Here is a 26604-nt window from a genome sequence, read left to right on the forward strand (position 1 = left end):
GTAGCTCCTCATTTGTTTGATGTTTATTTTTGTGTTTGTAGCTCTTTTTCAACAGTTTTTAAATCTTTTCGAATGGTTGCTTGTGCTGCTGCTAGACGTGCAAGTGGCACACGATATGGCGAACAACTAACGTAATCCAAACCAGCATTGTAGCAGAATTCAATTGAACTCTTTTCGCCACCATGTTCTCCACAAATACCAGTTTTTAATTGAGGTTTCGTTTGACGGCCTAATCTCACACCAGTCTCAACAAGTTTTCCAACCCCATCTTGGTCAAGTACCGCAAATGGGTTTTCTGGAAGGACCTTTTGCTCAGTATATGCTTGTAAAAACTTACCTTCAGCATCATCCCGGCTATATCCAAAAGTAGTTTGAGTTAAATCGTTTGTACCAAATGAGAAGAAATCAGCTTCCTCAGCAATTTTATCAGCAGTAAGAGCAGCTCTAGGAATTTCAATCATGGTTCCAATTGGGTAATTAAAAGCCATTCCTGTTTCTTCTTGAACTTGACGAGCAGCATCGATGACAAGCTGACGCATTTCCTTCAGTTCATTTACATGACCAACAAGTGGGATCATGATTTCAGGCTGTACTTTAAGGCCCTTTTTAACCACCTTTGCCACTGCATAATAAATGGCTTTTGCTTGCATTTCATAAATTTCAGGGTGAATCATTCCCAAGCGGCATCCACGAAGTCCCAGCATTGGATTAAATTCGTCCAATTGACGGACTTTCTTAAGAATTAGTTCTTTTTCTTTCAATTCTTTAGATTCTGGGTCAGTAATTTGCAGCTTAGTTACATCCACAATGAGTTCTTCCTTATCAGGTAGGAACTCATGTAAAGGAGGATCCAATAATCGAATCGTAACAGGTAAGCCTTGCATTGCCTCAAAGATCCCTTCAAAGTCACCTTGTTGCATTGGTAGAAGCAGATCTAAAGCTTCCTTCCGGTCATCATAGTTTGAAGCCATAATCATTTTTTGAACGATTGGAATTCGTTTAGGGTCCATAAACATATGCTCTGTCCGGCATAAACCTACACCACCAGCACCAAAGTCAAACGCTTTTTTAGCATCCTCGGGATTATCTGCATTTGCCCGTACTCCAAGTCTTCTTTCTTCATCTGCCCATTTTAATAACAGTTGAAACTCATCAGAAAGTTGAGGATCAATCATCGGTATTTCACCGAGCATGATTTCTCCATTACCACCGTCAATCGTAATGATGTCACCGTGATTAACAACCGTGTCTCCAACCATGAATTGCTTTTCGCGCAGATCTATTTTTAATGCTTCACATCCGCAAATACAAGCTTTTCCCATACCGCGAGCCACAACTGCAGCGTGGCTAGTCATTCCACCTCGGCTTGTTACAACAGCTTGAGCAGCGACGATTCCATGGATATCATCAGGAGTTGTTTCAGGACGGACTAGGATTACTTTCTTTCCTTCATTTCCTAAAACTTCCGCTTCATCTGCATCAAACACCACTCGACCCGTTGCTGCACCAGGTGATGCAGGTAAGCCTTTAGCCAATAGCTTTCGTTCAAAGGTATCATCGATACGACGGTGAAGCAATTGGTTTAATTGATCTGGATCGACACGGAGTAGAGCTGTCTTTTTATCAATAATTCCTTCCTCTTCCATTTCAACAGCAATTCGAATAGCTGCTTGGGCTGTTCTTTTTCCTGTTCGAGTTTGGAGGATATATAGCTTACCACGTTCAACAGTAAATTCAATATCTTGCATATCTTTATAATGCTGTTCGAGATGCTGACATGTTTCTGAAAACTGCTTGAAAACTTCTGGCATCTCCCCTTGTAGAGTATGGATAGGTTGTGGCGTCCGAATCCCTGCTACTACATCTTCTCCTTGAGCGTTAATTAAATATTCTCCGTATAGAACGCTCTCACCAGTAGATGGGTTGCGCGTAAAGGCAACTCCGGTTCCAGAATCATTTCCCATATTACCAAACACCATGCTTTGGATATTTACTGCTGTTCCAAGGTGTCCTGGGATTTTATTCAAGCGGCGATAAACGATTGCCCGCTGATTATTCCATGAATCGAAAACTGAATTAATTGATAGAAACAATTGCTGTTTTGGATCTTCAGGAAATTCTACTTTCGTCCGTTTTTTGACTATGCTTTTATAACCAGCAATGACTTCTTTCCAGTCCTCTGCAGTTAATTCAGGATCTGAGGAATACCCTTTTTCTTCCCTAAACTCTTCTAATAATTGTTCAAAGAAGTAGACGTCCACTTCAAGTACGACATCTGAAAACATTTGGATAAACCGGCGATATGAATCATAAGCAAACCGAGGGTTATTGGTTAATTTCGCTATTCCCTCTACGGTCTCATCATTCATTCCAAGATTCAAAATTGTATCCATCATCCCTGGCATTGAAAATACAGCCCCGGATCGTACTGAAACAAGAAGCGGATTGGTAGGATCTCCAAGACGTTTCCCTGTTTTTTCTTCAAGATTTGCAAGTCCAGCTAATATTTGGTCTTTCACTATAGTTGAAATTTCTTTTCCGGCGTCGTAATAGTCATTACAAGCCTCAGTTGATATAGTAAATCCGAAAGGAACAGGCAGACCAATTTTAGTCATTTCTGCAAGGTTAGCCCCTTTTCCCCCTAATAAATCCTTCATACCACTATGTCCTTCATTAAACAGATAAACGAATTTTTTCATTTTACGAACTCCTCTCTCTTTTTAGCACGTCTAAAATGTAATCAGCTGTTTCTTCTACTGCCTTATTGGAGACATTGATGACTGGACATCCAATCCGTTTCATTATCTTTTCTGCGTAATCTAATTCTTCAAGTATTCGCTCGAAGCTTGCATAGTTCGCCTCGGAGGTTAAACCAAGGTTTTTTAAGCGTTCCTTTCGGATAATATTCAATTTATCTGGGGTAATGATAAGTCCCACACATTTGTTCCTAGGAATTTTATATAATTCCTCAGGTGGTGGAACCTCTGGTACCAAAGGAACATTGGCCACTTTGTATCGTTTATGCGCTAGATACATAGAAAGTGGTGTTTTTGACGTTCTTGATACGCCTACCAGAACAATGTCTGCAAAAAGAATCCCACGCGGGTCGCGGCCATCATCATATTTCACCGCAAACTCTATCGCTTCAATTTTTCGGAAGTAATCATCATCCAACTGCCTCATTAATTTTGGTTGATGTTTTGGCCCTTTACTAAACTTATGCGTAAAGGCATCAATTAGCGGATTAAGCAGATCAACCGCAGTAATATCTTCCTCTCGTGCCCGTTTATCTAAATATTCCTTTAATGCTGGAATAACGATCGTATAAGCAATAATAGAATTACTTTGGGCAGCCATAATCAATACATCTTCAATATCTTCAAAATCTTCGACATTCGCATTACGTCTGATTTCCACATAGCCACCATTAAATTGAGTGGCAACCGCTTTCACAACAAGTTCTGCAGTTTCTCCGACCGAATCGGAAATAATGTAGACAATTTCTTTATGCTCCAAATTCTGGTCTCCCTTCTCATGTTGAAATTCAAATGTTATTTATTTCAAGAAATGCTCGTGAAATGGTCGTTTTGGTGATCCTTCCAATCACTTTGTATGTATGGGTTTTATCATCAATTTCTTGAACAACAGGTAGTGAGTCAACATGATACTCAATCATTTTCTTAGCAGCTTCAAGAAGAGTCTCCTCTGGCCTAATCGTGATAATGTTTGGCATCCTTGTCATAATTACACTTACTGGTAACTCCTGAAGATTACGATTACCAATTGATGCTCTCAGTAGGTCCTTCCTTGAAATGACCCCAGCAAGATGTCCTCTCGGATTGATTGCATAAAGCGTTCCAACATCCTTTAAAAAAATCTGGACAATTGCATCATAAACTGACGTAGATTTTTTAATGACAATTGGATGGGCCTTATATTGATTCACAAAATGGGTTGCAAACCAATCTGAGTGATGTTCTAGTTCAGGGCCCTTATAATAATAGCCAACCCTTGGTCTCGCTTCTAGATTTCCAACCATCGTTAAAATAGTCAGATCCGGCCTAAGAGTTGCTCTCGTTAACGAAAGCTTTTCTGCAATTTGATTTCCAGGAATAGGTCCATCTTCCTTCACAATTTGAAGTATTTCTTGTTGCCGTTTAGTAAGCTTAATAGAGTCCACCACCCTCTTACCCTATATAAATGTGAGGCATATATAAGGTAAACATCTAAATGTGTTATACCTATTAATATATAGTATATAACATTTGTTTTCAATGGAGAAAAGTGAATGTAAACTTTTTATGACAAAATAAAGAACTATTTAAAAATAGTTTCTTTGTAAAAAATTTCCATATATATATTTTTATTTATTATATAAAATGCTGTTTTCGTAAATTTGTTGCCATTTACTAAAAGAGAAGTGTGGTTGATTTCCAAAAACCTATTAATAAAACAACAATCTTTTAGAAAAGTGCCTATAAAAAAGAACTCCTGATAATCGAAGTTCTTTAAATAGATATTATTTATTTTAATGTTATCCTTGATCGCCAATCACACTCCATAAGGCATCTTCAATTTCCTTATAGCTTGTGCATCGACAAATATTAGATTCCAACCATTCCTTAACCACATCAGGGGTTGGGTGAGGATGCTCCGTTAATAAAGCATGGCAATTCATGATAAACCCTGACGTGCAGTAACCACACTGAAAGGCAAATTTGTCAACAAATGCTTTTTGGATTGGAGCATTTTGCAATCCTTCAATCGTAATAATACTTTTTCCCAATGTTTCAACCGCCAACATTATGCATGACTTATAGGGTGTTTGATCCACGATCACCGTACAAGCACCACAATCGCCATTCAAGCAACCAGGCTTTGAACCTGTTAGTCCGAAATTATTTCGCAATACAAATAATAGGATGTCGGTTGGTCTTATCATGGTCTCCCGAATTTCACCATTGATATTGAATTTCGCATCCTGTTTTTTATTTTCCGAATAAAGCAATTATTCCCCCTCCATAGTCATAAGGATGTCATTCAATATATTTTTCAGGACAAATAATCGGTACTCTTTAGAACCTTCTACATCATTGAGGATAGGTGATGGGAATTTTTCTAGTGCATTTTTGACTCTAGTAGAATACGGCAGCCCTCGATTATTTAATTCTGTTTCAACCTCCTGTGTACGAAATGGAAAAGGACATACTCCACTAAAGGCAAATCTAAGTTCATCTCCCTTTTTCAAACAGGCAACTGTTACAAGTGGATATCCTGTTTCCCACTGTTGACGCTTCTTTATACAGATAAAAGGCAAGTGCAAATATTGAGTTTCTGTTAAGATTTGAACAAGAAACTCCCCTTCCTGTAATTGAAGGGATTGGTCAAATACTGAATGAATCGAAACCGATTTTAAACCATTAGGACCTGCAATTATCACTAGACTGTCTGCTAATAGGAAGGGTAAAATTGCTTCACGATAATAAATTCGCCCACAAATATTCCCCCCAATTGTGATCTTATTTCTGGCTGTTCGGTCAGCAATTTCACTCGAAGCACATGAAAGTAGGGGGAAAAAGTTTTTTTCCTCCACTTCAGTTAAGGGGATTGCTGCTCCTGTAATTAAGAAATCGTCCTGTATTTCAAAAATATCACATTCTGAAATTCCCTTAATGTCAATTAAGCCACCCGTTTGAACTAAATTTAACCTACCGAGAGTGATAATTTCGGTTCCTCCCGAATAATAAATAGGCTGTTTGTTTTTTATCGAATTATATAACTGGAGTGCCTCGTGCATGGTCGTTGGTTTATAATAATCGATTCTACCAGTAATCAACCACCCCGCCTCCTTCCTTTACCCGCCAAAGTAATTCCGGAATGAGAGGTAAATGGTGAAACGACGTTTCTAAAGCAGTTGATAAGCTATTACCAAGTGCCGCAGGCATCCCGATTAATCCATGTTCGCCAACCCCTCGAGCGCCATATGGGGCATCAATTTGTGGCGTTTCAACAAAATCGGCAACATACTCTGGGTGTTCGCCAAAACGGATCGGACGATAGGTTCTTAATTGAGGATTTAATACTCGCCCTTCTCTGTCAAAAATAAAAGTCTCCCTCCCCGCATAGGATAGCCCCATGCTCATCCCACCAATTACTTGACCAACTGCTCCTTTATAATTAAGAACCTTCCCAATATCGACCACCGAAATCGCTTTAAGAATTTTATAAGTATAATCCCTTTTGTCTAATTCAATTTCGACTCCGTTAGCGCATACAGTCCATTCAGGCCCAGGTCTTCCAGTCCCAGTTTCTTTATCAAGATTAACCATTTGGGTTAATATATAATTTCCCCGCCCAATTATTTGCCCCCCAATCGAATTCCCATTGGGATAGGTGTAACCGTATACGATATCGACAAAATCAAGGCTGATTTTTGGATCATCCCTTGCAAATACTTTGCTATCAGCGACCTCTAAATCCTCAATTGGCACACGTAAAACAGTAGAGGAAATCTTTTTCAGTTGAACGATCACGTCCTCTGCAGCTTCCAACACCGCTCTTCCTGCCATAAACGTACCGCGGCTAGCTACTGTTTTCCAGTGCTCAGGAGTGTTTCGGGTGTCTACTTCCATTTGAACATGAACTTTATTTACATCCATATTCAGCCTTTCAGCTAAGATTTGCGCCAAAACCGTTTTTGTTCCAGTTCCGATTTCCACAACCCCCGACATCAAATTGAGGCTCCCATCCTTATTGAAGGTTATTATCGCACCAGATCCTGCGTTAGGGTCAATCGTTGAAGTTTTCCATATGCAACTAATCCCCTTTGCTCTTACTTTGTTATTGCCGAGATCAAAAACTTGACCTTCATCCCAATGAAATAATTCTTTTAATCTACTAATGCATTTTGGTAAATTTCCTACAGTACTTGAATTCAAGATAAATTGAGTTGGAGTTGTATCACCTGGTTTAATAGCGTTTTTGCTGCGGAGTTCCAGAGGATCCATCCTAAGTTTTTTGGCCAATATATCCATCGATCGCTCAAAACAAAACAATACTTCGGAATGACTAAATCCCCTAAATGGGCCTGGGTATGGATGGTTCGTATAGACGCATAAGGAGTCGCACCAAATATGGTCAACCCGGTATGGACCGATACAATCAACAGCTCCAGCCCGACTTAAGTCAATCGCTTTATCAGAGTAGGCTCCTGAATCAAATAAATAAACAATCTCCGCTACTTTTAACATCCCATCCCTCGAACATCCTAGCTTAATCGTGGCATCAAGCCCAACATGACAAGGAGACGTCAGCATATCATCCTCCCTAATATTCGCCAACTTCACTAATCTTCCGTTAACAGCTTTTGAGGCAAGATAGGCAAGGATTTCTAACTGAACGGGAGCTTTCCCTCCATATCCCCCTCCAACCAAAGGGGTATGTACAATGACTTTCCCAGTCTTCAGGTTAAAATAATCAGCAATCAATCGCTTTATCATGAAGGGGGCTTGAGAAGAGGAAGTAATTTCCACGTCTCCGTTACTATGAATTTCGGCAAAAGAACACCTTGTTTCCATTGCAACGTGGTCTGAAGGTCGAATAGAGAATTTTTCTTCGATTGTCACTTCACTATCATTCCACCCTATATGGATGTCACCTTTACGGATTTTGGTCCGATGGGCAATATTGGTGCCCGGTTCTGGGTAGATTCCTTCACTTTTTTCGTATTGACCTAGGTGTTCGTGGACAAGAGGAGCATCACTTTGTAACGCTTGAGTTGGAGAGTTCACAACTGGCAAAGGCTCATATTTCACTTTAATTGCATCGATTCCTTGTTTGGCACTTACTAGATTATCAGCAACAACAACTGCAACTACTTCTCCATGGTATCTCACTCGATCTACGGCAATCGGCGGCCGATCACGAATATCCTCACCAGTAAGCGGTAGGTTTTCGCCAGTAATAATTGCCCGAACACCAATTATGTTTAGAGCATCCTTTAAATCAATATCAATAATTTTGGCATGAGCATAAGGACTAGTAACCAACCTAGCATGCAGCATATCTATCGTTTCAAAGTCATTCGTATATTTTGCTTTACCGGTTACCTTTTCATAGGCTTCCTTTCGAATAATACTTTTTCCAATTACATGCACAGGTTTCATCCTTCCTATTCTGCAGAAATCGTGAGTAATAAGGACGAAAACTATATTTTCTCCCTGTTATTAACTTATGAGTAATGAACCAAAACATGTTTGAAAGGTGAAATATCATGGGGATATTTGGTTAAAATGACCATAGGAGGGATTAAAGATGGGGTTTCCTGTTATCCATACTAATTTTTGGGATGCTGTGATTGCTGTTCCAGTTATTATCATCGTTACTCAGATTATAAAAATACTAGCGAAAGTACCAAAAATCTATGTCCCCACAATTTCCGTGGTGATTGGGCTAATCATTTCTATTTTCATTAGCCATCGTGGACATTTTACTACTGGAATATTTATGGGGTTCTTTTACGGATATGCTGCAATTGGAAGCTATTCATCCTTGAAAACTTCCATCATATATTTTAGGCAAGAAAAGGATTAAACTAAATGATAAAAGCAACTTTCTCACTAAAGAATCAATAAATGAAAAAAATGACGAGCAAACTGTAACGGTTTGAACTCGCCATTTTTTTAATTCACCACTTATACTATTATTTTTAATCGGGTTTAATTAACTTATCACCAATATGGGTACCCATAACCATATCCATAGCCATACGGATAACCATATCCATATCCACCATAAGCTAGCGGACTAAGCAAAGAACCTGCCACTAATCCACCAAGGAACGGTGCTCCGAAGCCAAAGCCGAAGGGTCCACCGAAACCAAAGCCAAAAGGTCGACCGAAGCCAAAACCAAATGGTCGGCCAAATCCAAACGGTCTCCCGAAGCCAAACGGTCTTCCGAAGCCAAATCCGCCAAAATGACCAAATGGGCGCCCAAAAATTCTCTCATCACCTTGTTCTATTGGAGATGCAAATGGTAATTCATTATTCACAAGAATCCCTCCTCTTTTATACAACACACTAAAGAATATGCATTTGACTATAAAATTCTTGGGTAAATAGCCTGTTTCAGGGAAATTTTGTGGTATATTTGCCAACACAACCGTTGTGTTCTTTTTATTTAAGTTAAAGGACTTGTTAGTATATAATAAAAGAACTTATGAAAAATATTGGAGTGTGACGGAAATGAGTGTACATAAAGCGATATCGAAACACGTGAATGGACAAAATCAAATACTTAACGATTTTGTACTATTAGAACAACAACGTGAGGCTTATATTGATGAGGCATGCACATTATGTAAACAGGGACAGCCTTTTTCAACAGAAAAAATTAATGAAGTGACAAAGAAAATGAATAAATTATCCAATAAAATCGAAAACTTGCCTGAACGCCTTTATGTTTCCGTTCCAATGGTGCAGGAATTTGTCAGCAAGCTTAGCCAAAAATAGGCATTAAAAACCGAGCTGCTATGGGGTTGCTCGGTTATTTTTCACTTCGATTCATCCCTACTTTTTGTAAGCAGGTGGAAAGATAATAGGACCACCATGTAAATGAAATACCCCCAAAAGGTATAAAAATGTTTCCAGTGAATGGAATGAACAAATAACCCCATTTCTTCCGCTAACTTTTCTAAAATGGACCCAAACAGACTTAATATCAAAATAAACCCCGCTCTCCCCCAAACAGTCAATCTTTTTGCCATAAATAGAAAAAATAAAATAAAGATCGGTAAACCGAGCAAAGTTAATAAAACATTCACTGTGAAAATTTCAGGCATTGGCCTCGCTGGAAAAGAATAGAATTGCTTCCCTACAAAATAAAGGTCCAAATACGTACCAATCAAAGTTCCTAATATGATGGTCGGAAAAACCTCTGCAAATTTCTTATTCCAATATTGAAAGTGCCTTTTTCGCCATGTTCGCCAGTTCAAGATTTTCAATTGCTTTACAATATTCATTTTCAATCTCCCCGTCAACGTTTTCATCCTGATCTTTTTTTTTGAAATAATCAATTACCTGCCAATCATGAAACCAATCACCCGCTTCAGCTGCGGGATGGGCTACGTCCTTCCAAGTAAATAGTAGTTCAGGGCTAAAGAACCTTGCTGCACCCGGTTTAATTCGGCAAGAATATAGCCGTAATTGATACCCCTTACTTGGTACGCCTTCCTTCACATGATGAAAGAGATGTGGCCAATAGTCTTGTCGGGATCCTGTATGTGGCTGCGAATTCGCCCATTTTTGGCAGTGATGTAGCTGAAACTTATTTTGAAAAAGTAACGAATAGAGGCGTTTCCCCAATTTTATCCGTTCATTCACACTATCAAAATGTCTAAGCACTTGACCGACTAAACGAACCTTACCTCCCTTCCTATATGGAAAAAGGATATGCGTGAAGGAGAAAAGGTCTTGAAGCTTAAATTCGAGTGTATCAAATACCTCTTTTTTATAAACAGGGTGCTGGACCACCCTTTTCTCTAAATAACTTTGTTCGTTAATAATCAAAGCCACCGTTAAAATAAAGCGATCCTGATGAAGGAAAAAATGATTCCAAATTGTTTCCATAAAAGTTGATACTTGAAAATGGGTTAAAAGGTAAAACAACGATTTTTTTCTCGCCAGACTCTCTTCATAAAGCAAAAATTGCGGATAAGCATCTTGAAAAATTAACCAATTCCCTCTTTCTAAAAAGGCAAAATACGATTTCTTCTCGTTCTTCGTCAATAACCCAGAAAGCAGATCTCCTCGCAAATCCGTCATGTTCCAGCCGCCATTTCTTGATACCATATGACCCAAAAATGCCCAATGTATTTCGGGATGGGCTTGATAAAAATCTAGGTATGCCTTCGTTCTTGTCACATTATTTTTATTCAGGAGGCTTGTTTGGATGTTAATACGTTGGATTAGCTTCTGTTCTTCGCTCGAAAGGTTTAGTGCTTGAAATGGCATATTATGAGGTTGTTTACTTTTTCTTTTTAATTCCTCCTTTATCTCCAGAAGGTTGGTGGGAAGCTGTGGGTTATTTTGATTTTTTTTCAGAAAAAAAATCTTACATACCTCCCTTTATGTAATGCGCTACTTTTCCTCAGAATATCTTTGGTTAAAAGCCAAAAAGCTGGGAGTGATAGGGCAATTGAAGAAATTAAATGTAGAAAAAGAGATTCAAAGGTTAATTGACATTTTCCGAAAAGATCAATCGTTCGATGGATCTTGGGCTTACCCATTTGAAACAGGGGTCGCAACAGACTCCTATATGATTATCTTATTAAGAACATTGGAGATAGATGACGAGGAATTAATCCAGGAACTTGCTGAAAGACTATTAAGTAAACAAGAGAAAAATGGAGCCTGGAAGCTTTTTCATGATGAAGGAGACGGAAATATCACTTCAACTACAGAAGCGTATTATAGCCTCCTATATTCAGGTTATTATCAAGAAACTGATGATAGGATCCAGGCAGCCAAGCGATTTATTTTAGCAAGGGGTGGGTTAGACAATATCCATCAGCTAGCAAAGATTATGCTTGCCTTAACCGGGCAATATAAATGGCCCACTTTTTTTCCACTTCCTGTAGAACTCATGCTACTCCCAGTTACTTTTCCATTAAATTTCTTTAGCTTTTCTGTATATGGGAGAGCCAATCTCAGTCCAATTATGATTTTGGCTAATAAAAAGTTTAAGATTCGGACAGAAAAGAGCCCTGATCTTTCTGATCTATTACTCGGGAGAATGGATGATAATTTTGGTTGGAATCGTTCACAGGAGTGGCGGTCGTTACATTCCGCCATTTATCAGGGGGTGAAAAGCTTGATTGGATTACCCGAGCGTCTTCATAAACAAGCCATTCTAAGTGCAAAACAATATATGCTCGACCGAATTGAGCCTGATGGGACTTTTTATAGTTATTTTAGTTCAACCTTTCTGATGATTTTTGCCTTACTAGCTCTCGGCCATAGAAAAGATGATCCAATCATTGTGAAAGCCGTAGATGGATTAAAAGCAATGAAAACGAAAATAAACGGACATACTCACATACAATATACGACCGCTAACGTTTGGAATACGTCTTTAATTAGCTACGCTTTACAGGAAACCGGTCTATCTCCTTCCGATTCGATGGTGGAAAAAGCAAACGATTATTTGCTGTCCCGTCAACAAAATAAATATGGTGATTGGAGGATTCATGCTCCAAATGGTTTGCCAGGTGGATGGGGTTTTTCTGATGTGAATACGATCAACCCTGATGTAGATGATACGACCGCCACATTAAGAGCGATAGCCAGAAAAGTTAAAGTGGATGCCCGCTATAGAATAGCTTGGGGTAAGGGAATTCAATGGCTGGTACCGATGCAAAACGATGATGGTGGATGGTCAGCATTTGAACGGAATATTAATCAAAATTGGCTTAAATGGTTGCCAATCAAAAAAGTAGAATTTTTCTTATCAGACCCTTCAACTGCAGATTTAACAGGGAGAACACTGGAGTTCTTTGGTTCCTATACGAAGCTAACCAAAAATAGTCCAATGATTAATAAGGGATTAGAATCGTTATTGCAACAACAGGAGGAAAATGGTTCGTGGTATGGGCGCTGGGGCATTTGTTACCTTTATGGTACGTGGGCAGCTGTTACCGGCCTGAAGGCAATTGGAGTCTCATCAAAACATCATTCGATAAAAAAGGCAATGAAATGGCTTGAAAGTGTCCAAAATTCTGATGGAGGCTGGGGCGAATCTTGTAAAAGTGATAATAATGGGAATTTTGTTCCTCTTGGCACAAGTACTCTCACTGATACTGCCTGGGCATTGGATGCCTTGATTGCCGCCTCATCTCAACCTACCACAAACATCCAAGCAGGTATCCAATATCTACTTCAAAATATTGAAAAGGATGATTGGACGACTTCCTATCCCGCAGGGCAAGGAATGGCAGGTGGTTTTTATATTCACTATCACAGCTACCGCTATATTTTTCCTCTGATTACGCTAGCTCACTATCAAAAAAGGTTCAAAATAGAACAATAATGGACCTCCGTCAAGAAAACGGACATAAATATTAGCTTTTTTCTTTTTGGAACCTCTACCGCGCTACCGCTTGGTGGCCTCTCCACCTTGTGACAATCTTTCAGATTTGTCACAAAGCAGAGAGGGGAATTATTAGAATCAAGCAGCTTCGTTTTTTAAATAATAGGCTTTTTCAAATTCATTTGGCGTGGAATAATCCAAAGTGGAGTGGATTCGCCATGAATTATAAAAACTCAGGATGTAATCGAATATACTGCTCTTTGCTTCCTTACGCGTTTTGTAGTCCTTGTGAAATATGAGCTCTTTTTTAATTACGCTGTGGAATGACTCAATGCAAGCATTGTCATAACAGTTGCCTTTTCCACTCATGCTTATTGGTATTTCAGCGTCTTTTAATATCTTTGTATACTCTTTAGATGCATACTGGCTACCCCGATCCGAATGGTGGATCAGACCTTTTTTAGGAGGCTGGTGCCTCACAGCTCGTTCCAGCGCTTGTATTACCAGTTCCTTGGTCATACGACTGCTCATAGAAAACCCGATGATTTTTCGTGAATAAAGATCCATAACGCTGGCCAAATATAACCATCCTTGGCGTGTCCAAATGTAGGTGATATCAGATACCCACGCCACTCCTGGTCCAGATGTCTTAAAGTTTTGTTCAAGAAGGTTTGGATAAATATGCTTATCATGGTCTGAATTGGTCGTAGCTTTGAACTTCTGAGCTGTTATGGATTTCATTCCTTCCTCTGTCATGATCCTCTGAACGTGGCGTTCTGATACAGAAAATCCTGTCTTACGTAGTTCTCGTGTAATTTTAATGCTTCCGTATCGCTTCTTAGATTTATAGTATATATTTTTGATTTCCTCAGTAAGTCTTTTACGGGCCATCCTCTGCTCGCTTTCGTCTCGTTTGAGCCAATCATAATACCCACTTTTAGAAACACCAAAAACACTGCACATCTTCACTACACGAAACTCGTGCTGGTGATTCTTAATAAACTCATAAATTACATCGGGCTTTTCGTGAAAATGTGCATAGCCTTTTTTAAGATTGCGTTTTCCTCCTGAAGATCCTTAATTTGCTTTTCAAGATCTTTAACTGCCTTCACATCAGGCGATAAGTTTCCACTACCTACAAAACCTTCATTCTTTTTACTCTTATAAACTTGTATCCAGTTTCTAATTGTTCCAATAGGAATATCTAGATCCCTTGCCAGCTGAGTAGCCTTTTTGCCCTCATCCACTACTAGTTGAGCTATTTGCATTTTATATTCGTTATCAAAATGTTTCCCCACTAAAGACACGTCCTCTTTTATATATAATTGTCATTATAACAAATGACCAATTCTACGTGTCCGTCTTCTAGTCTACATCCAATAATTTTACAAAAAAGAACCAATATCCATTAAAACATGGATATTGGCCTTTTTCGGAGAATTTATCCAACAATCGGAGCGCTCACATCATTATATCCATTCTCATTAATATTTTTCAAAATCAGGACTATACTTACAATTGTGATCAAATTAAACAAGGGGAAAATTGACATTTCTACAACGCTCATATGAATACCCGCAATTGCCTGACCAATGATCATTGCTGTTAAGGCACTTAAAAGCGTGATCATTTTTACTATAAGAATAGTAGACAAGAGATAGCCAAATGGATTTCTTTTTATCAACAACACACTTGCAATAACTGAGGTGGGTAATAATATTCCCAGGTCAAGTGCCTGAACCACTAAAGTGGTGTAATGTTGTAATCCTAAATTCGGTTTTCCTTGAAATATTGGAGGCACAATCCTGGCCAGCCACATTAATCCCACAACAGCTCCTAAAAACAACAAAACACCCGCAATAAATTTAACCGGAAGCTTTTGAGTAAAAGCAGCACTTAATGCTTTAAGATTAAATGACATCATCGTTAAAATAAACGCAAAAAAACTAAGTGACATCAGGGCTACAAACAATAAAAAGAAAGAATTATACATGGCATAAAAAGTGTAATCAACATAGGTATACAAGAAATACCCCAAAGTTCCCGCAAGTAACAGCCTTCCTTTTAATGAATCTTTCCTAAATAAATACAGCGATACGAGTAGTAATGGTACTCCAAGCACTAAGGTAATAACATCCTGGGCCCTTGCTTGTACAGCCATATCGACACTATCATTCTTGTATAATCCTTTACCATAAATCGATACAGTGAGTCCTTGTAGTGAAGTAAATTCATGTTCACCTGGGCCCTGACTAGAAAAAGCTCCGTACGAAGACGCAATAATTGATAATGCAACAATACAAAGCACCAGGATACTAATGGTTTTTTTTGATTTCATATTCGCTTACCACCTTTTAGTATTAGACTCCCATAACACAATCTTTAAGAAGCATGATTAAACCTGTCGGCAAACTCCTTAATAGCAGTAATATCTAAATTAGATTGGTCAGAGGATACACCAGCAACCTTTTTAATAATTTGCTTTTCAAAGAAGTTCATATTTGAAAAAATGAACTCCCCTCCAAATATGCCATCTGAAACTGCTTGAGTGCGTAAATCCTGTGGGAAGGCAGTTTCAAACTGGGTTTTTGCTTCAGCACCCTCGCGGAAACAACAAAGAAAGAACCCGGTTTTTTTGGTTAATAAAGTATCGTGATTCATGGTAATAAATTTTTTCAACTTTCGCTGTATCATTCCCGCATGGATTGAACCGCCAATGATCACCGCATCGTAAGGTGTTAAATCTGGGTTTTTATGCTTGCTTAAATCAACCAATTCGACCTTACCAACGAGGCTCTCACCTAATAACTGCGCAGCTTTTGCTGTAGTTCCATGCGACGAGCAATAGACTATAAGATTAGTCACATTAAACCCTTCTTTCTATTTTTCTCATGAACAGACAAAATCCAAACCATGTTCATTAATGCACATTTCCTATATCTTAATAATAGATTATTTTGGTAAATTTCCCATCATAAATAACGAAAGTTTATTGAATTATGAAACAAAGATTGGGTCTTAATTATTCTCCAAATTGAAAACGGCGAACACTAAGTGTTCACCGTCGATTACCTGAATTATTTGACTTTAGCCTCTTCCTCATAATAGTGAGACAATGCAATAACCATTGCACCCATCCGTTCTATCTCAGGAGCAACTAACCTCTCGATTCCTTCCTCTCTAATCGCCTCTGCGGTAATTTTCCCAACCGCAACAGCAACCGTGTTGGTATTAAAGGCGTTTACAATTTCATTTATGTATCCATTATCTCTTGCATAATCAAACAGTGATTTCACTTGAATAGCCGTTGTAAAACAAACAGCATCTACCTCGTTATGTAGGAGCTCTTGGCATAATTGTTCGACTGTTTCCACTTGAGGGGGAGTATGTTGATAGGGTAATATTTGTTGCACTACCGCACCCTTCTTTTCTAGAAAACGGATTAAAGCTGGAGCCGCTTCTCCATGAAGCTGTACCATGACTCTTTTTCCTGTAAAATCAATCTTCTCTAGAGCTCGAACAAGCCCTCTATTGGTACCATCGTCATCAACAGCAACAGGCGTAATTCCTAATCGCTTGATAACGGCTAATGTTTTATAGCCCCGCGAAGCAATTTTTGCTTCATTAATAATTTTCAAAAATCTATCTTGAATACCCATTTTAGCAGCAAGGTCGATCAGGGTATCGGTTCCAATACCTGTTGTTAAAATAACCCAATCTGCTCCATCGTGAACAAACTTTCGCAGATCTGGTTCTACCTCTTTTTCTGCCAAAAATACGGTTCCCTGTAAAGGTCGAACGACAGCAGATCCCCCTTGTTTCTCAATTAATGCTGTAATTTCATCCGTTTTCCTTGTGCCAGCAATGACAATTCTTTTCCCAGTTAAACCTTTTCCCATAATACACATTCCCCATTTCTATATGATTTCTTTCATTCAGATTACCAAACATTGTGAATAAAAACTAATCTTTAGCGATAGGAGATCTCACCAAAAATAGCTTATTATCAAAATAAGCTGTCCATTTAAGGTACTCGGTTAATTAAACCCTCTTCTACTAACAACCACGTTGCATTCTTTTTCCAGTGGTTTAATAATCGCAGACATATCATTCTCTGACAACCCCTGTTCCATTGCCCCAGCAAATGATTGTTCAGCAATACGTCCTAAAAACTGTTTCAGACCAGCTTGTTCAAATAGGTTATTGGCTAGTGCGACATCTTTATGCAAATATTTCATTGCTCCTCCAGGTTCAAACTCCCGGTCAAGGACAAACTGATTCATATGCCGTCTTAATATTCGACTATCACCATAGCTTACTTTTAGTAGCCGGTAAAGCTGTTCGGAATCAAGACCTAAGGCAGTCCCTGCTACCATAGCTTCTGAAGCGGCGATAGAATGCACAGCGACAAGGTACTGATTGATCAATTTTGCTGTGCTCCCAGACCCACTCGGCCCTAAATATTCGATTTTTTCCCCAAGAACCTCGAGAATTGGAACGATTTTCAAAAATGCTGACATTCCACCGCCTACCATGATTGTTAGCGTTCCTTGATCAACACCTTCAGGTCCACCGCTAACTGGGGCATCCAAATAACCGATCCCTTTTTCCAATGCTTTTGAAAAAATTGCTCGACTCGTTTCAGTTCCTACCGTAGTAAAGTCTAGGCAAATAGTATGTGGTTTTGCATTTTCTAGCACACCATCGGATCCTAAATAGACATCGGATACATCTTTTGGCATTGGTAGGCACGTACAAATTACATCTGATTTACGTGCTAAAGAGGCAATATCCTCTTTTCTGAGGGCACCTAGTCCTGACAGGGCCTTGGCCTTTTCTGGGGATCGATTATAGACCATCACCTGGTATCCTGCTTGTAGCAATTTCCGCACCATTCTGCTCCCCATTACTCCTGTTCCAATAAACCCAATTCTCATTTCACCAGCCCCCCTGTACTAGGTTGTTGTTGCCTGGGAACATCGACAGCTGAATATGTCTAATCATATTAAGATACACTGCAAATCTACTCATAAATTTCTCCACTCTTCCTTTTTCTCTATAGGCTCTGTTGATCTAGAATGTTGATTTCCGTTCAAGGCGCTTCGCTTTCCGCGGGGCGGTGAGCCTCCTCGTCGCTAAGCTCCTGCGGGGTCTCACCTGTCCCGCTGCTCCCGCAGGAGTCTCGCGCCTTCCACTCCAATCAACATTGTGCAAAAAATCAAAATTGAGCTTAAAAACAGCATCTCTATAAAAAAACGAAGCCAATGTGCTAGGTTTTTACCCAGGGCACATTGGCGCATTTCCCACTACTTTATTGCGTTATTATTGGACCTTTTGCGCTTGAAATTTTGCCTTAGCTTCAATACGACGTCGGTGTAAAATGGGTTCAGTATAACCACTTGGTTGACTATAACCTAAGAATATTAGATCTGATGCCGCTTGGAACGCCACAGAATCTTCAAAGTTAGGAGCCATTGGACGATAAGCAGCATCACCAGCATTTTGTTGATCAACCACCTTTGCCATACGCTGTAAAGTCTCAACAACTTGTTCCTTCGTACAAATACCATGGTGTAACCAGTTCGCGATATGCTGACTTGAAATACGGAGTGTAGCCCTGTCTTCCATTAATCCAATATTATTAATATCAAGAACTTTTGAGCATCCAACCCCTTGCTCCACCCAACGAACGACATAACCTAGGATCCCTTGTGCATTATTATCTAACTCTTGTTGGATCTCTTCTGAAGTCCAGTGTGGATTTTGCTCCACAGGAACCTGAAGAATTCCATCAACAAGGTCTGTTGATTCTTTCTTTAATTTGTTTTGAACTTCTAATGCATCTATTAGGTGATAGTGAGTGGCATGTAAGGTTGCTGCGGTTGGTGATGGCACCCACGCTGTATTGGCACCCGCTTTTAAATGACCAATTTTTTGTTCAAGCATGCCGGCCATTAAATCAGGCATTGCCCACATTCCTTTACCAATTTGGGCACGACCTTGCAGTCCACAATCAAGACCAGCAAAAACATTTGATTTTTCATAAGAATTCAACCAAACGGAGGTTTTCATATCACCTTTACGAATCATTGGACCTGCTTCCATTGATGTATGCATTTCATCACCAGTTCGGTCTAAGAATCCAGTATTGATGAATGCTACCCTTTCTTTTACCTCTCGAATACATGCTTTCAAGTTTAATGATGTGCGGCGTTCCTCATCCATTACACCGATTTTTATCGTATTTCGCTTAAGATCTATCAAATCTTCAATCCGTCCGAAAAGTTTATTCGCAAATGCCGCTTCTTCTGAACCGTGCATTTTGGGTTTAACAATATAGATTGAACCTTTTACTGAGTTTTTATATTTGCTATTCCCTAATATTTCGTGCTTAGAAATTAAACTTGTGAACACTCCATCCAAAATCCCTTCTGGAACTTCATGGCCATTTTTATCTAAAATGGCATTGCTTGTCATTAAATGACCCACGTTTCTGATAAACATAAGTGAGCGTCCTGATAGTGAAATCGTTCCGCCATTAACCGTTTTATATACGCGGTCAGGATTGAGTGTCCGAACCATTTCTCCTTTTCCTTTTGCAAAAGTCGCTGCAATGTCGCCTTTTATTAATCCCAACCAACTTCTGTATACTTCTACCTTATCTTCAGCATCAACTGCGGCAACAGAATCCTCACAATCCATAATTGTCGTGATTGCGGCTTCTAGAAGGATATCCTTCACACCTGCAGAATCAGCTTTTCCAATCGGATGGTTTCGATCAATTTGAATTTCCAAATGGATTCTATTATTTTTCAAAAGGAGTGCAACAGGCTCTTCTGCCTGGCCTTGATAGCCTATTAATTTAGATGGATCCTTTAATCCAACTGTCTCACCATTACTCAGTTTAACCAATAAATCCTTGTTAATAATGGAATACTTTACAGCGTCACTATGTGATGCATTTGCAAGTGGCACCGCTTGGTCAAGGAATCCCTTTCCATATGTAATAACTTTGGCACCACGGAGTGGATTATATCCCTTCCTTCGTTCTGTTCCATTTTCCTCACTAATGGCATCGGTTCCGTAAAGAGCATCATATAGACTTCCCCAACGTGCATTTGCTGCATTGATTGCGTAACGAGGATTATTAATTGGTACGACTAACTGTGGTCCGCCTTGTAAAGCAATCTCATCATCCACATTGTCCGTTGAAATTTTGAATTCTTCAGGTTTTGGCTCAAGATAACCAATTTCCTGTAAAAATTCTTTATTTTTGTCAAAGTCGTATTCACCTTTATTTTCCAAATGCCATGAATTAATCTTTTTTTGAAAATCATCACGTCGTGCTAACAATGCTTTATTTTCTGGAGATAGTTCATCAATCAATTTTTCAAGGTTTGTCCAGAATGCATCCTTTGAAAGACCACTTCCAGGAAGCACCTCAGAATTCACAAAATCATAAAGTACGGAAGCAATTTTTAGATTACCGTTCTCAACATATTCATTCATTATTTTTTCCTACCTTTCAATGTTTAAAAATATCTTCATGTTGACTAGGTTGGCTTCGAGAAATCTAGACAACCTAAACCATTGTATTCTCCGTAAAAAGGATTTATGTGTTACTCCTAAAATCCCCTATTTTTCTATGTCTCTATCTAACTTTTTACTATTTCTCCAACATTGACCTGATTCCTGCCTGTTATAAAACAATTTTTTATTTTATTCAACATTGTAACAGAGAGATATACAGAAAGGAAGTTATTTCCTGAAAATTACAATAACTTTTTTTCTTGATTTTTCAATTCTCTTTTCAATACAAAACTAATATGGCGTTTCACGCCACCAAGCTGTCGAGAAACTCTCGACACTGTTCTATAGGTCTGTTGATTTCCGTTCCAGGCGCTCGCTTTCCGCGGGGCGGGCGGTGAGCCTCCTCGGCGCTTTGCGCCTGTGGGGTCTCACCTGTCCCGCTGCTCCGGCAGGAGTCTTCGCGCCTTCCACTCCAATCAACATTGTGTCAAAAATCAACATTGAGCTTTAATACAGCCAAACAAAAAAACCATACCTTTTTGTTAAAAAGTATGGTCAATCGTTTAATACCTATTGTAATCATCATAATCTCTGCGATAGCGCACGGTATGGCAAGAATCACAGATGGGATAAGGGAAATCAAAAGGAAGAGTTTTTCCACACCGCTTACATTTGCTTTTATAGTTTTTTACTTCATGCTTTAAATGTTCATGGACATCATTACTAATCTCTTCTCTAAGCCTTTCCCAATAAAGCGCTTCTGTCCGTCTATCCAAGCGATATAAAAACAGGAGATGAAGTCCAATTGCTTTGTACGACAGCTCAAGTTCCTCTAGAGTTCTCTTTTTGATGACCGGTTCTGGAAGTGGATTTCCTTCAATCAGGGCTTGGACAGTCTTAAGCCATTGGTGCTTTAATCCTAATTCCTTTGATGAAAAGGGCAAATGTAAAAATCCATAAAGATCCATCATAGAGAGCCTTGCTTCAATTTCCGTATGACATATTAGCTCATATAACTCACGTTCTTCAGCCAGTGAAGCCTTTTTTGTTCCTTTCGGGCTGTTGAACTTATCCCAAAGGTCGAAAAAAGTTCCAAGATCATGATAATATTTTTGAAATCGTTCAAATACACCATTTGTCGGGGCAATGGCAAAAATAAGGACCGTTTCATCCTCTTGGTGTAAAAGGTTTTTCATTTTAATAATATCCGAGGTAAACGCCACTTTTCCAATATTATACAACCCTTTACGCCCTGCCCGACCAGCAATTTGTTTCACTTCCTGGGAAGTCAAGCGTCTCCTTCTTGTTCCGTCAAACTTTTCATTTTCCAAAAAGACAATCCGCCGGATTGGTAAATTTAAACCCATCCCAATCGCATCAGTAGAAACAATCCTGGTTGTTTCTCCATCAATAAAACGCTGAATTTGCTTTTTCCTTGTTTCAGGTGGCATGCTTCCGTATATCATGCTAACGGAAATCCCTTTAGTTTGCAGTTTCGAAGCCGTTTCAAGGACCTTTCTTCTTGAAAAACAAACAAGAGCATCTCCCTTTTTTGAATGGACCAAATTAAATTCCTTCTGTTCGACCTCAAGTGGAATTTCCCGGCTATACTCGTAAATTTCAATTTCCGATTCACCCAATAATTGCAAGAGCATTTCTTTAATATTACGACTTCCGATAATATGGACTTCTTTGGCATTTGCTTTTGAAATCGCTTTGTACCAAGAAAATCCACGATCTTTGTCGGCGATCATTTGAGCCTCATCAATAACAATCACCTCAAAATGATCTTTTTCGTGAAACATTTCGACCGTGCAAGAAAAATGGGTGGCATCCAATACCAATTTTTCCTCTTCGCCTGTTTTTAATGAACAGGGAACACCTTCAGCGTTTAGTTTGTCAAAAACCTCTAACGCTAACAGTCGCAGTGGTGCAAGGTATAGCCCACTCTTTGCTTCCTTCATTCTTGACAATGCCTGATGGGTTTTCCCGGTGTTGGTTTCACCAATATGCAAAACAAACCGAATATTTTGCCCTACACTCGTTCGGTATTCTTGTCCGAATACATCTTCGATGACCCGCGCTTCTTCCTGCTTTTTCCGTCTAATTTCAGCTAGTTCATCGGCCTTTCGTTTGTCCCGTTGTTTCTGATCCTGTTCAAATATTTTGCGATGCACCTCTTCATCAAAGGGGATCTTTTCAAGATTCAATAAATCAGAAACATATTCCTCTTGAATATAGACCGTATAATCCTCCGCAAGTTCAATTAGGGAATCAGAAATAATTTCCATTAATATTGATTCTGTTAATTTTTTGTTAAGGGTGTCCTCAAACAACTTAACCATTTCGGATGGACGTTCCATAATAAATCCTGGTGCTATTTCAAAAAGATATTCTGTAATAAGATTTTCATAAATTGAATAATAGGTCTCATATTCATAATAGCTTCGACCCCATTGTAGCGATTCCTCTATCGCTCCGGTTAGTTCCCCAAAAAATTCCGATACGAGTGGATAATCATCAACATAAAAATGTTCGGAAGTAACGGTGAGAGTTTCATGTTGATAGTTTTTGGAGACATCATATTTAGGATTTTGCTCAATATCTTTTAGTAAATGTTTTGAAGCGTAATGGCGAATATATAGATATAAATGGAGATATTCATTTTCTAAAATATCTTGGGTTACCTCTTCAATTTCCATTTCAACATTTCGCCTTTTTTCAGCTAGCAGCGCATCTTCCCTTTTTTTAGCAAAATATATTCTAGCCTTGTTATATTGCTCCTGCCATTTTATCTCCTGATGAAGAAAGATTCCATCAACCCAATCGAACACATTAAATGGCTGGTAGTTTCTAATTTCAGTTCGAAATAATTGATTAATAAGCTTTCGATCTACCCCTTCTACTTCAAAACCTCTTTCACTTAAATAAGCCTTTTTTTCTTTTTTATTAATGGCATTAGAGGCTTTATTTATCCAAACATTTGCCCAAATTTGTTCTAGAAAATGGGTACGATCGAGTTTAAATTGTTGATAGGAAGGCTGTGTTTCCTTTGTTTCTAAATAATGATTGATATCTTCAAAAACCTTTTTTTTCGTGTGATCCACCGCTTGTGGATATATAGATATTAATGAATGCATATATTAGGACTCCTTTTTTGAATATTAATCCTTCAGTTTTACATTTAAAAAAATGGCTCTGTTAAACTAGAATGTTGATTTCCGTTCCAGGCACTCGCGCACCTTAGGGGCGGGCGGTGAGCCTCCTCGGCGCTAAAGCGCCTGTGGGGTCTCACCTGCCCCGCTGCTCCCGCAGGAGTCTTCGCGCCTTCCACTCCAATCAACATTGTGCAAAAAATCAACCTTGAGCTTTTAACACAGCCTAAAAAATAATAATTTTCTAAAAAGTTATATTAAGATAGTATCCATGTTATAATCCGTCTTGAGACAAGAAATACATTTGTGCATAGGAGACGGACATGAAAAATGAAATCCATCTAAAGAAAAACATTGGTTTTGCTGTTGCTACCTCATTAGTTGTTGGAACTGTAATCGGTTCTGGAATCTTTATGAAACCAGGAATCGTAATTTCAGCTACAGGAAACTCTACCATAGCGCTATGGGCTTGGATTATAGGTGGAATAATCACGCTTGCCAGCGGATTAACGATTGCGGAAGTCAGTGTTAAAATCCCGAAAACAGGCGGACTTTATGCCTATATTGAAGAAGTTTATGGAAAACTATGGGGTTTTTTATGTGGTTGGGTGCAAACCCTCATTTACGGACCAGCCATTATGGGCGCACTCAGCTTATATTTTGGTTCATTGGTAGCCGGTCTATTTGGTTTTTCAGATGGTAGTCATATATATATTGGTATTATATCAATTATCTTCCTTGGTTTCATGAATTTATTAGGAACACAGTATGGGGGTCTTATCCAAAACATTTCAACGATTGGAAAACTGATCCCGATAGCGCTTATTGCTATATTTGGAATTTCCCAAGGAGATGTTCATATCCTTAATATGGGAAGTGGCGATAGTCACTCCTTCAGTATGGGTGCTGCAGTTTTAGCAACCCTTTGGGCGTATGATGGGTGGATGAATGTTGGTTATATGGCAGGAGAAATGAAGAACCCAAGTAAAACGCTACCAAGAGCCATTATTTCAGGGATTCTTATTGTCATTGTCGCCTATTTAACTGTAAACATTGCCATGCTTCACGTATTACCCGCAAGCAAAATTGTCGAGTTGGGGCCGAATGCCGCTAGCACTGCCGCTGCACTCCTTTTTGGTAAAATGGGTGGAAACCTCATCACGATTGGAATATTAATTTCCATTTTCGGTTGTCTAAATGGAAAAATATTATCTTTCCCAAGAATCCCGTTTGCGATGGCGGAAAATGGATTACTACCTGGATCGAAAATATTTTCAATGATCCATCCTAAATTTCAAACACCTGTAATGGCAACAATTCTTCAGATCGTTATCGCCATTTTAATGATGACACTAGGAAATCCTGATCGGCTTTCAGACATAGCCATATTTACAGTGTTTTCATTTTATAGTTTAGCCTTTATTGCTGTATTTTTACTCCGTAAAAGAGGAATTGGAAACAAAGGTCTTTATCGAGTCCCGTTATTCCCATTAACACCAATCATTGCCGTTCTAGGAGCCATTTATATCATTGTAAGTACTCTTATCAACACTCCTTTTGATGCACTCCTATCCATCTGTACAGGTTTGATCGGACTTCCAGTTTATGCAAAATTAAACTCGATTAAACAAAACAATGATTTTTCTAAAGCAAGCTAACCTAATAAAAAAAAAATAAAGCCTCCACTACTCAAATGAGTGATGGGGGCTTTGTTATCGGTTAGGCCAGATCTAACATCCGTTGCAGTGCAAGCTTTGCATCTTTGGCAATTTCAGCGTCAACCTTAATGACATGGTGATTTTCACCTTTATCAATCTGATCCAGACACCAAACCAAATGTGGTAAATCAATTCTATTCATAGTCAAACAGGGGCACATATGCGGATTTAAGGAAACAATATGTTTATCTGGATATTGGTGGATGATTCGTTTGACCAAATTCATTTCCGTACCAATTGCCCATGATGAACCTGCTTTGGACTCTTTAATCCGGTCAATAATATAATTGGTGGAACCTGCGTAATCTGATAAAGCGACCACTTCGCGTCTACATTCAGGATGAACAATAATATTCATTTCCGGATATTGTTCTCTAGTTTGCAAAATATTTTCCACCGTGAAATTTTCATGAACGGAGCAATGCCCTTTCCAAAGAATCACTTTGATTTTATCGATTTCTACTCTTGTTTCTAGTCTATGAAGGATTGGGTCCCACACAGCCATTTCTTCTAGCTTGATGCCGAGATTAAACGCCGTATTTCGACCAAGGTGTTGATCTGGCAAGAATAATAGTCTTTTATTTCTCTCCAATGCCCATTTCACCATTTTTTCTGCATTAGACGAGGTTACAGTTGCCCCGTGATGACGCCCCACAAAAGCTTTAATCGCTGCAGTTGAATTAACGTAGGTCAAGGGAATGATCGTTTCACCCAATAAGTCTATTAATTCCTGCCATGCTCTTTCTGTTTGAAAAATATCGGCCATATCAGCCATCGAGCAACCAGCACGCATGTCTGGTAAATATACTGTTTGATTCTCTGCGGTAAGAATATCTGCAGTTTCTGCCATAAAATGAACACCGCAAAAAACAATTGCTTCGGCATCTTTGTTTTCCGCAGAATATTGAGCAAGCTTCAAGGAATCTCCGGTAGCATCAGCGAACTGAAACACTTCATCCTTTTGATAGTGATGCCCTGGAATAAATAACTTTTTTCCTAGCCTAGCCTTTACCTCTCTTACTCTTTCCTCCAATTCTTCCCGATTCATAAACCTAAAATAATCAGGAATAGAAGTAGTTTTTACGAGAGTATCTAATAAATTCATCGAATTCCCCCC

Annotated in this window: 20 protein-coding genes and 1 pseudogene; 4 read left to right on the forward strand and 17 right to left on the reverse strand. The window is 39.0% G+C overall.

The window, feature by feature from the left end:
• Nucleotides 1-23: 23 nt before the first annotated feature.
• From ppdK to B1NLA3E_RS12975, 6 genes are all read right to left on the reverse strand, one after another.
• A complete protein-coding gene (gene ppdK / locus B1NLA3E_RS12945; RefSeq protein WP_015594282.1) occupies nucleotides 24-2699 on the reverse strand; it encodes a pyruvate, phosphate dikinase in 2676 nt (891 codons plus the stop codon).
• Between the two features lies 1 nt (nucleotide 2700).
• Entirely contained in the window at nucleotides 2701-3516 is an 816-nt protein-coding gene (locus tag B1NLA3E_RS12950) for a pyruvate, water dikinase regulatory protein (RefSeq protein WP_015594283.1), read from the reverse strand.
• Nucleotides 3517-3544: 28 nt separating this feature from the next.
• Nucleotides 3545-4180 (reverse strand): helix-turn-helix transcriptional regulator, encoded by a 636-nt coding sequence (locus B1NLA3E_RS12955; protein ID WP_015594284.1) that lies wholly within the window; start codon nucleotides 4178-4180, stop codon nucleotides 3545-3547.
• 354 nt (nucleotides 4181-4534) lie between these two features.
• Nucleotides 4535-5008, reverse strand: a complete 474-nt coding sequence (locus B1NLA3E_RS12965; RefSeq protein ID WP_015594286.1) for a (2Fe-2S)-binding protein — start codon at nucleotides 5006-5008, stop codon at nucleotides 4535-4537.
• A complete protein-coding gene (locus tag B1NLA3E_RS12970; RefSeq protein ID WP_015594287.1) occupies nucleotides 5009-5836 on the reverse strand; it encodes an FAD binding domain-containing protein in 828 nt (275 codons plus the stop codon).
• Entirely contained in the window at nucleotides 5823-8156 is a 2334-nt protein-coding gene (locus B1NLA3E_RS12975) for a xanthine dehydrogenase family protein molybdopterin-binding subunit (RefSeq protein ID WP_144061475.1), read from the reverse strand. The genes B1NLA3E_RS12970 and B1NLA3E_RS12975 overlap by 14 nt, the downstream gene beginning before the upstream one ends.
• Nucleotides 8157-8313: 157 nt before the next feature.
• Here B1NLA3E_RS12975 and B1NLA3E_RS12980 point away from each other — a divergent pair, with 157 nt between their 5' ends.
• On the forward strand, nucleotides 8314-8592 hold the full coding sequence (locus tag B1NLA3E_RS12980) for a hypothetical protein (RefSeq protein ID WP_015594289.1): 279 nt from the start codon (nucleotides 8314-8316) through the stop codon (nucleotides 8590-8592).
• Nucleotides 8593-8729: 137 nt separating this feature from the next.
• On the opposite strand, the gene B1NLA3E_RS12985 is transcribed toward B1NLA3E_RS12980, so the two are convergent.
• Complete coding sequence (locus B1NLA3E_RS12985) at nucleotides 8730-9050, reverse strand: hypothetical protein (protein WP_015594290.1); 321 nt, start codon at nucleotides 9048-9050, stop codon at nucleotides 8730-8732.
• Nucleotides 9051-9243: 193 nt separating this feature from the next.
• Here B1NLA3E_RS12985 and B1NLA3E_RS12990 point away from each other — a divergent pair, with 193 nt between their 5' ends.
• Nucleotides 9244-9510, forward strand: a complete 267-nt coding sequence (locus B1NLA3E_RS12990; RefSeq protein WP_015594291.1) for a YpbS family protein — start codon at nucleotides 9244-9246, stop codon at nucleotides 9508-9510.
• A gap of 41 nt (nucleotides 9511-9551) precedes the next feature.
• On the opposite strand, the gene B1NLA3E_RS12995 is transcribed toward B1NLA3E_RS12990, so the two are convergent.
• The gene (locus B1NLA3E_RS12995; protein ID WP_041580513.1) at nucleotides 9552-10019 is read right to left on the reverse strand and encodes a CBO0543 family protein; all 468 of its coding nucleotides are present in this window, start codon (nucleotides 10017-10019) and stop codon (nucleotides 9552-9554) included.
• Nucleotides 9946-11010 (reverse strand): DUF2515 domain-containing protein, encoded by a 1065-nt coding sequence (locus B1NLA3E_RS13000; protein WP_015594293.1) that lies wholly within the window; start codon nucleotides 11008-11010, stop codon nucleotides 9946-9948. The genes B1NLA3E_RS12995 and B1NLA3E_RS13000 overlap by 74 nt, the downstream gene beginning before the upstream one ends.
• A 184-nt stretch (nucleotides 11011-11194) precedes the next feature.
• Between B1NLA3E_RS13000 and shc the strand changes: the two genes are divergently transcribed.
• Complete coding sequence (gene shc / locus B1NLA3E_RS13005) at nucleotides 11195-13084, forward strand: squalene--hopene cyclase (protein ID WP_015594294.1); 1890 nt, start codon at nucleotides 11195-11197, stop codon at nucleotides 13082-13084.
• 138 nt (nucleotides 13085-13222) lie between these two features.
• Here shc and B1NLA3E_RS13010 read toward each other — a convergent pair.
• The 7 genes and pseudogenes from B1NLA3E_RS13010 to B1NLA3E_RS13045 form a co-directional block, all read right to left on the reverse strand.
• A pseudogene (locus B1NLA3E_RS13010) lies at nucleotides 13223-14382 on the reverse strand (IS3 family transposase).
• Between the two features lie 143 nt (nucleotides 14383-14525).
• Nucleotides 14526-15422 (reverse strand): hypothetical protein, encoded by an 897-nt coding sequence (locus tag B1NLA3E_RS13020; protein ID WP_015594295.1) that lies wholly within the window; start codon nucleotides 15420-15422, stop codon nucleotides 14526-14528.
• A 44-nt stretch (nucleotides 15423-15466) separates the two neighbouring features.
• Entirely contained in the window at nucleotides 15467-15949 is a 483-nt protein-coding gene (locus tag B1NLA3E_RS13025; protein ID WP_015594296.1) for a flavodoxin domain-containing protein, read from the reverse strand.
• 212 nt (nucleotides 15950-16161) lie between these two features.
• Nucleotides 16162-16983, reverse strand: a complete 822-nt coding sequence (locus tag B1NLA3E_RS13030) for a uroporphyrinogen-III synthase (RefSeq protein ID WP_015594297.1) — start codon at nucleotides 16981-16983, stop codon at nucleotides 16162-16164.
• A 138-nt stretch (nucleotides 16984-17121) separates the two neighbouring features.
• Nucleotides 17122-18021: an NAD(P)-dependent oxidoreductase gene (locus tag B1NLA3E_RS13035; RefSeq protein WP_015594298.1), complete on the reverse strand. Its 900-nt coding sequence runs from the start codon at nucleotides 18019-18021 to the stop codon at nucleotides 17122-17124.
• Between the two features lie 385 nt (nucleotides 18022-18406).
• A complete protein-coding gene (locus B1NLA3E_RS13040) occupies nucleotides 18407-20593 on the reverse strand; it encodes a malate synthase G (RefSeq protein WP_015594299.1) in 2187 nt (728 codons plus the stop codon).
• Between the two features lie 584 nt (nucleotides 20594-21177).
• Nucleotides 21178-23754, reverse strand: a complete 2577-nt coding sequence (locus B1NLA3E_RS13045; protein WP_015594300.1) for a helicase-related protein — start codon at nucleotides 23752-23754, stop codon at nucleotides 21178-21180.
• Nucleotides 23755-24092: 338 nt separating this feature from the next.
• Between B1NLA3E_RS13045 and B1NLA3E_RS13050 the strand changes: the two genes are divergently transcribed.
• A complete protein-coding gene (locus B1NLA3E_RS13050) occupies nucleotides 24093-25427 on the forward strand; it encodes an APC family permease (protein WP_015594301.1) in 1335 nt (444 codons plus the stop codon).
• Nucleotides 25428-25488: 61 nt separating this feature from the next.
• Here the strand turns inward: B1NLA3E_RS13050 and nadA are convergent, their stop codons facing one another.
• Complete coding sequence (gene nadA, locus B1NLA3E_RS13055; protein ID WP_015594302.1) at nucleotides 25489-26592, reverse strand: quinolinate synthase NadA; 1104 nt, start codon at nucleotides 26590-26592, stop codon at nucleotides 25489-25491.
• Nucleotides 26593-26604: the final 12 nt, after the last annotated feature.

It is taken from the genome of Bacillus sp. 1NLA3E, from assembly GCF_000242895.2.
In the GTDB taxonomy this organism is placed as follows: domain Bacteria; phylum Bacillota; class Bacilli; order Bacillales; family Cytobacillaceae; genus Bacillus_BU.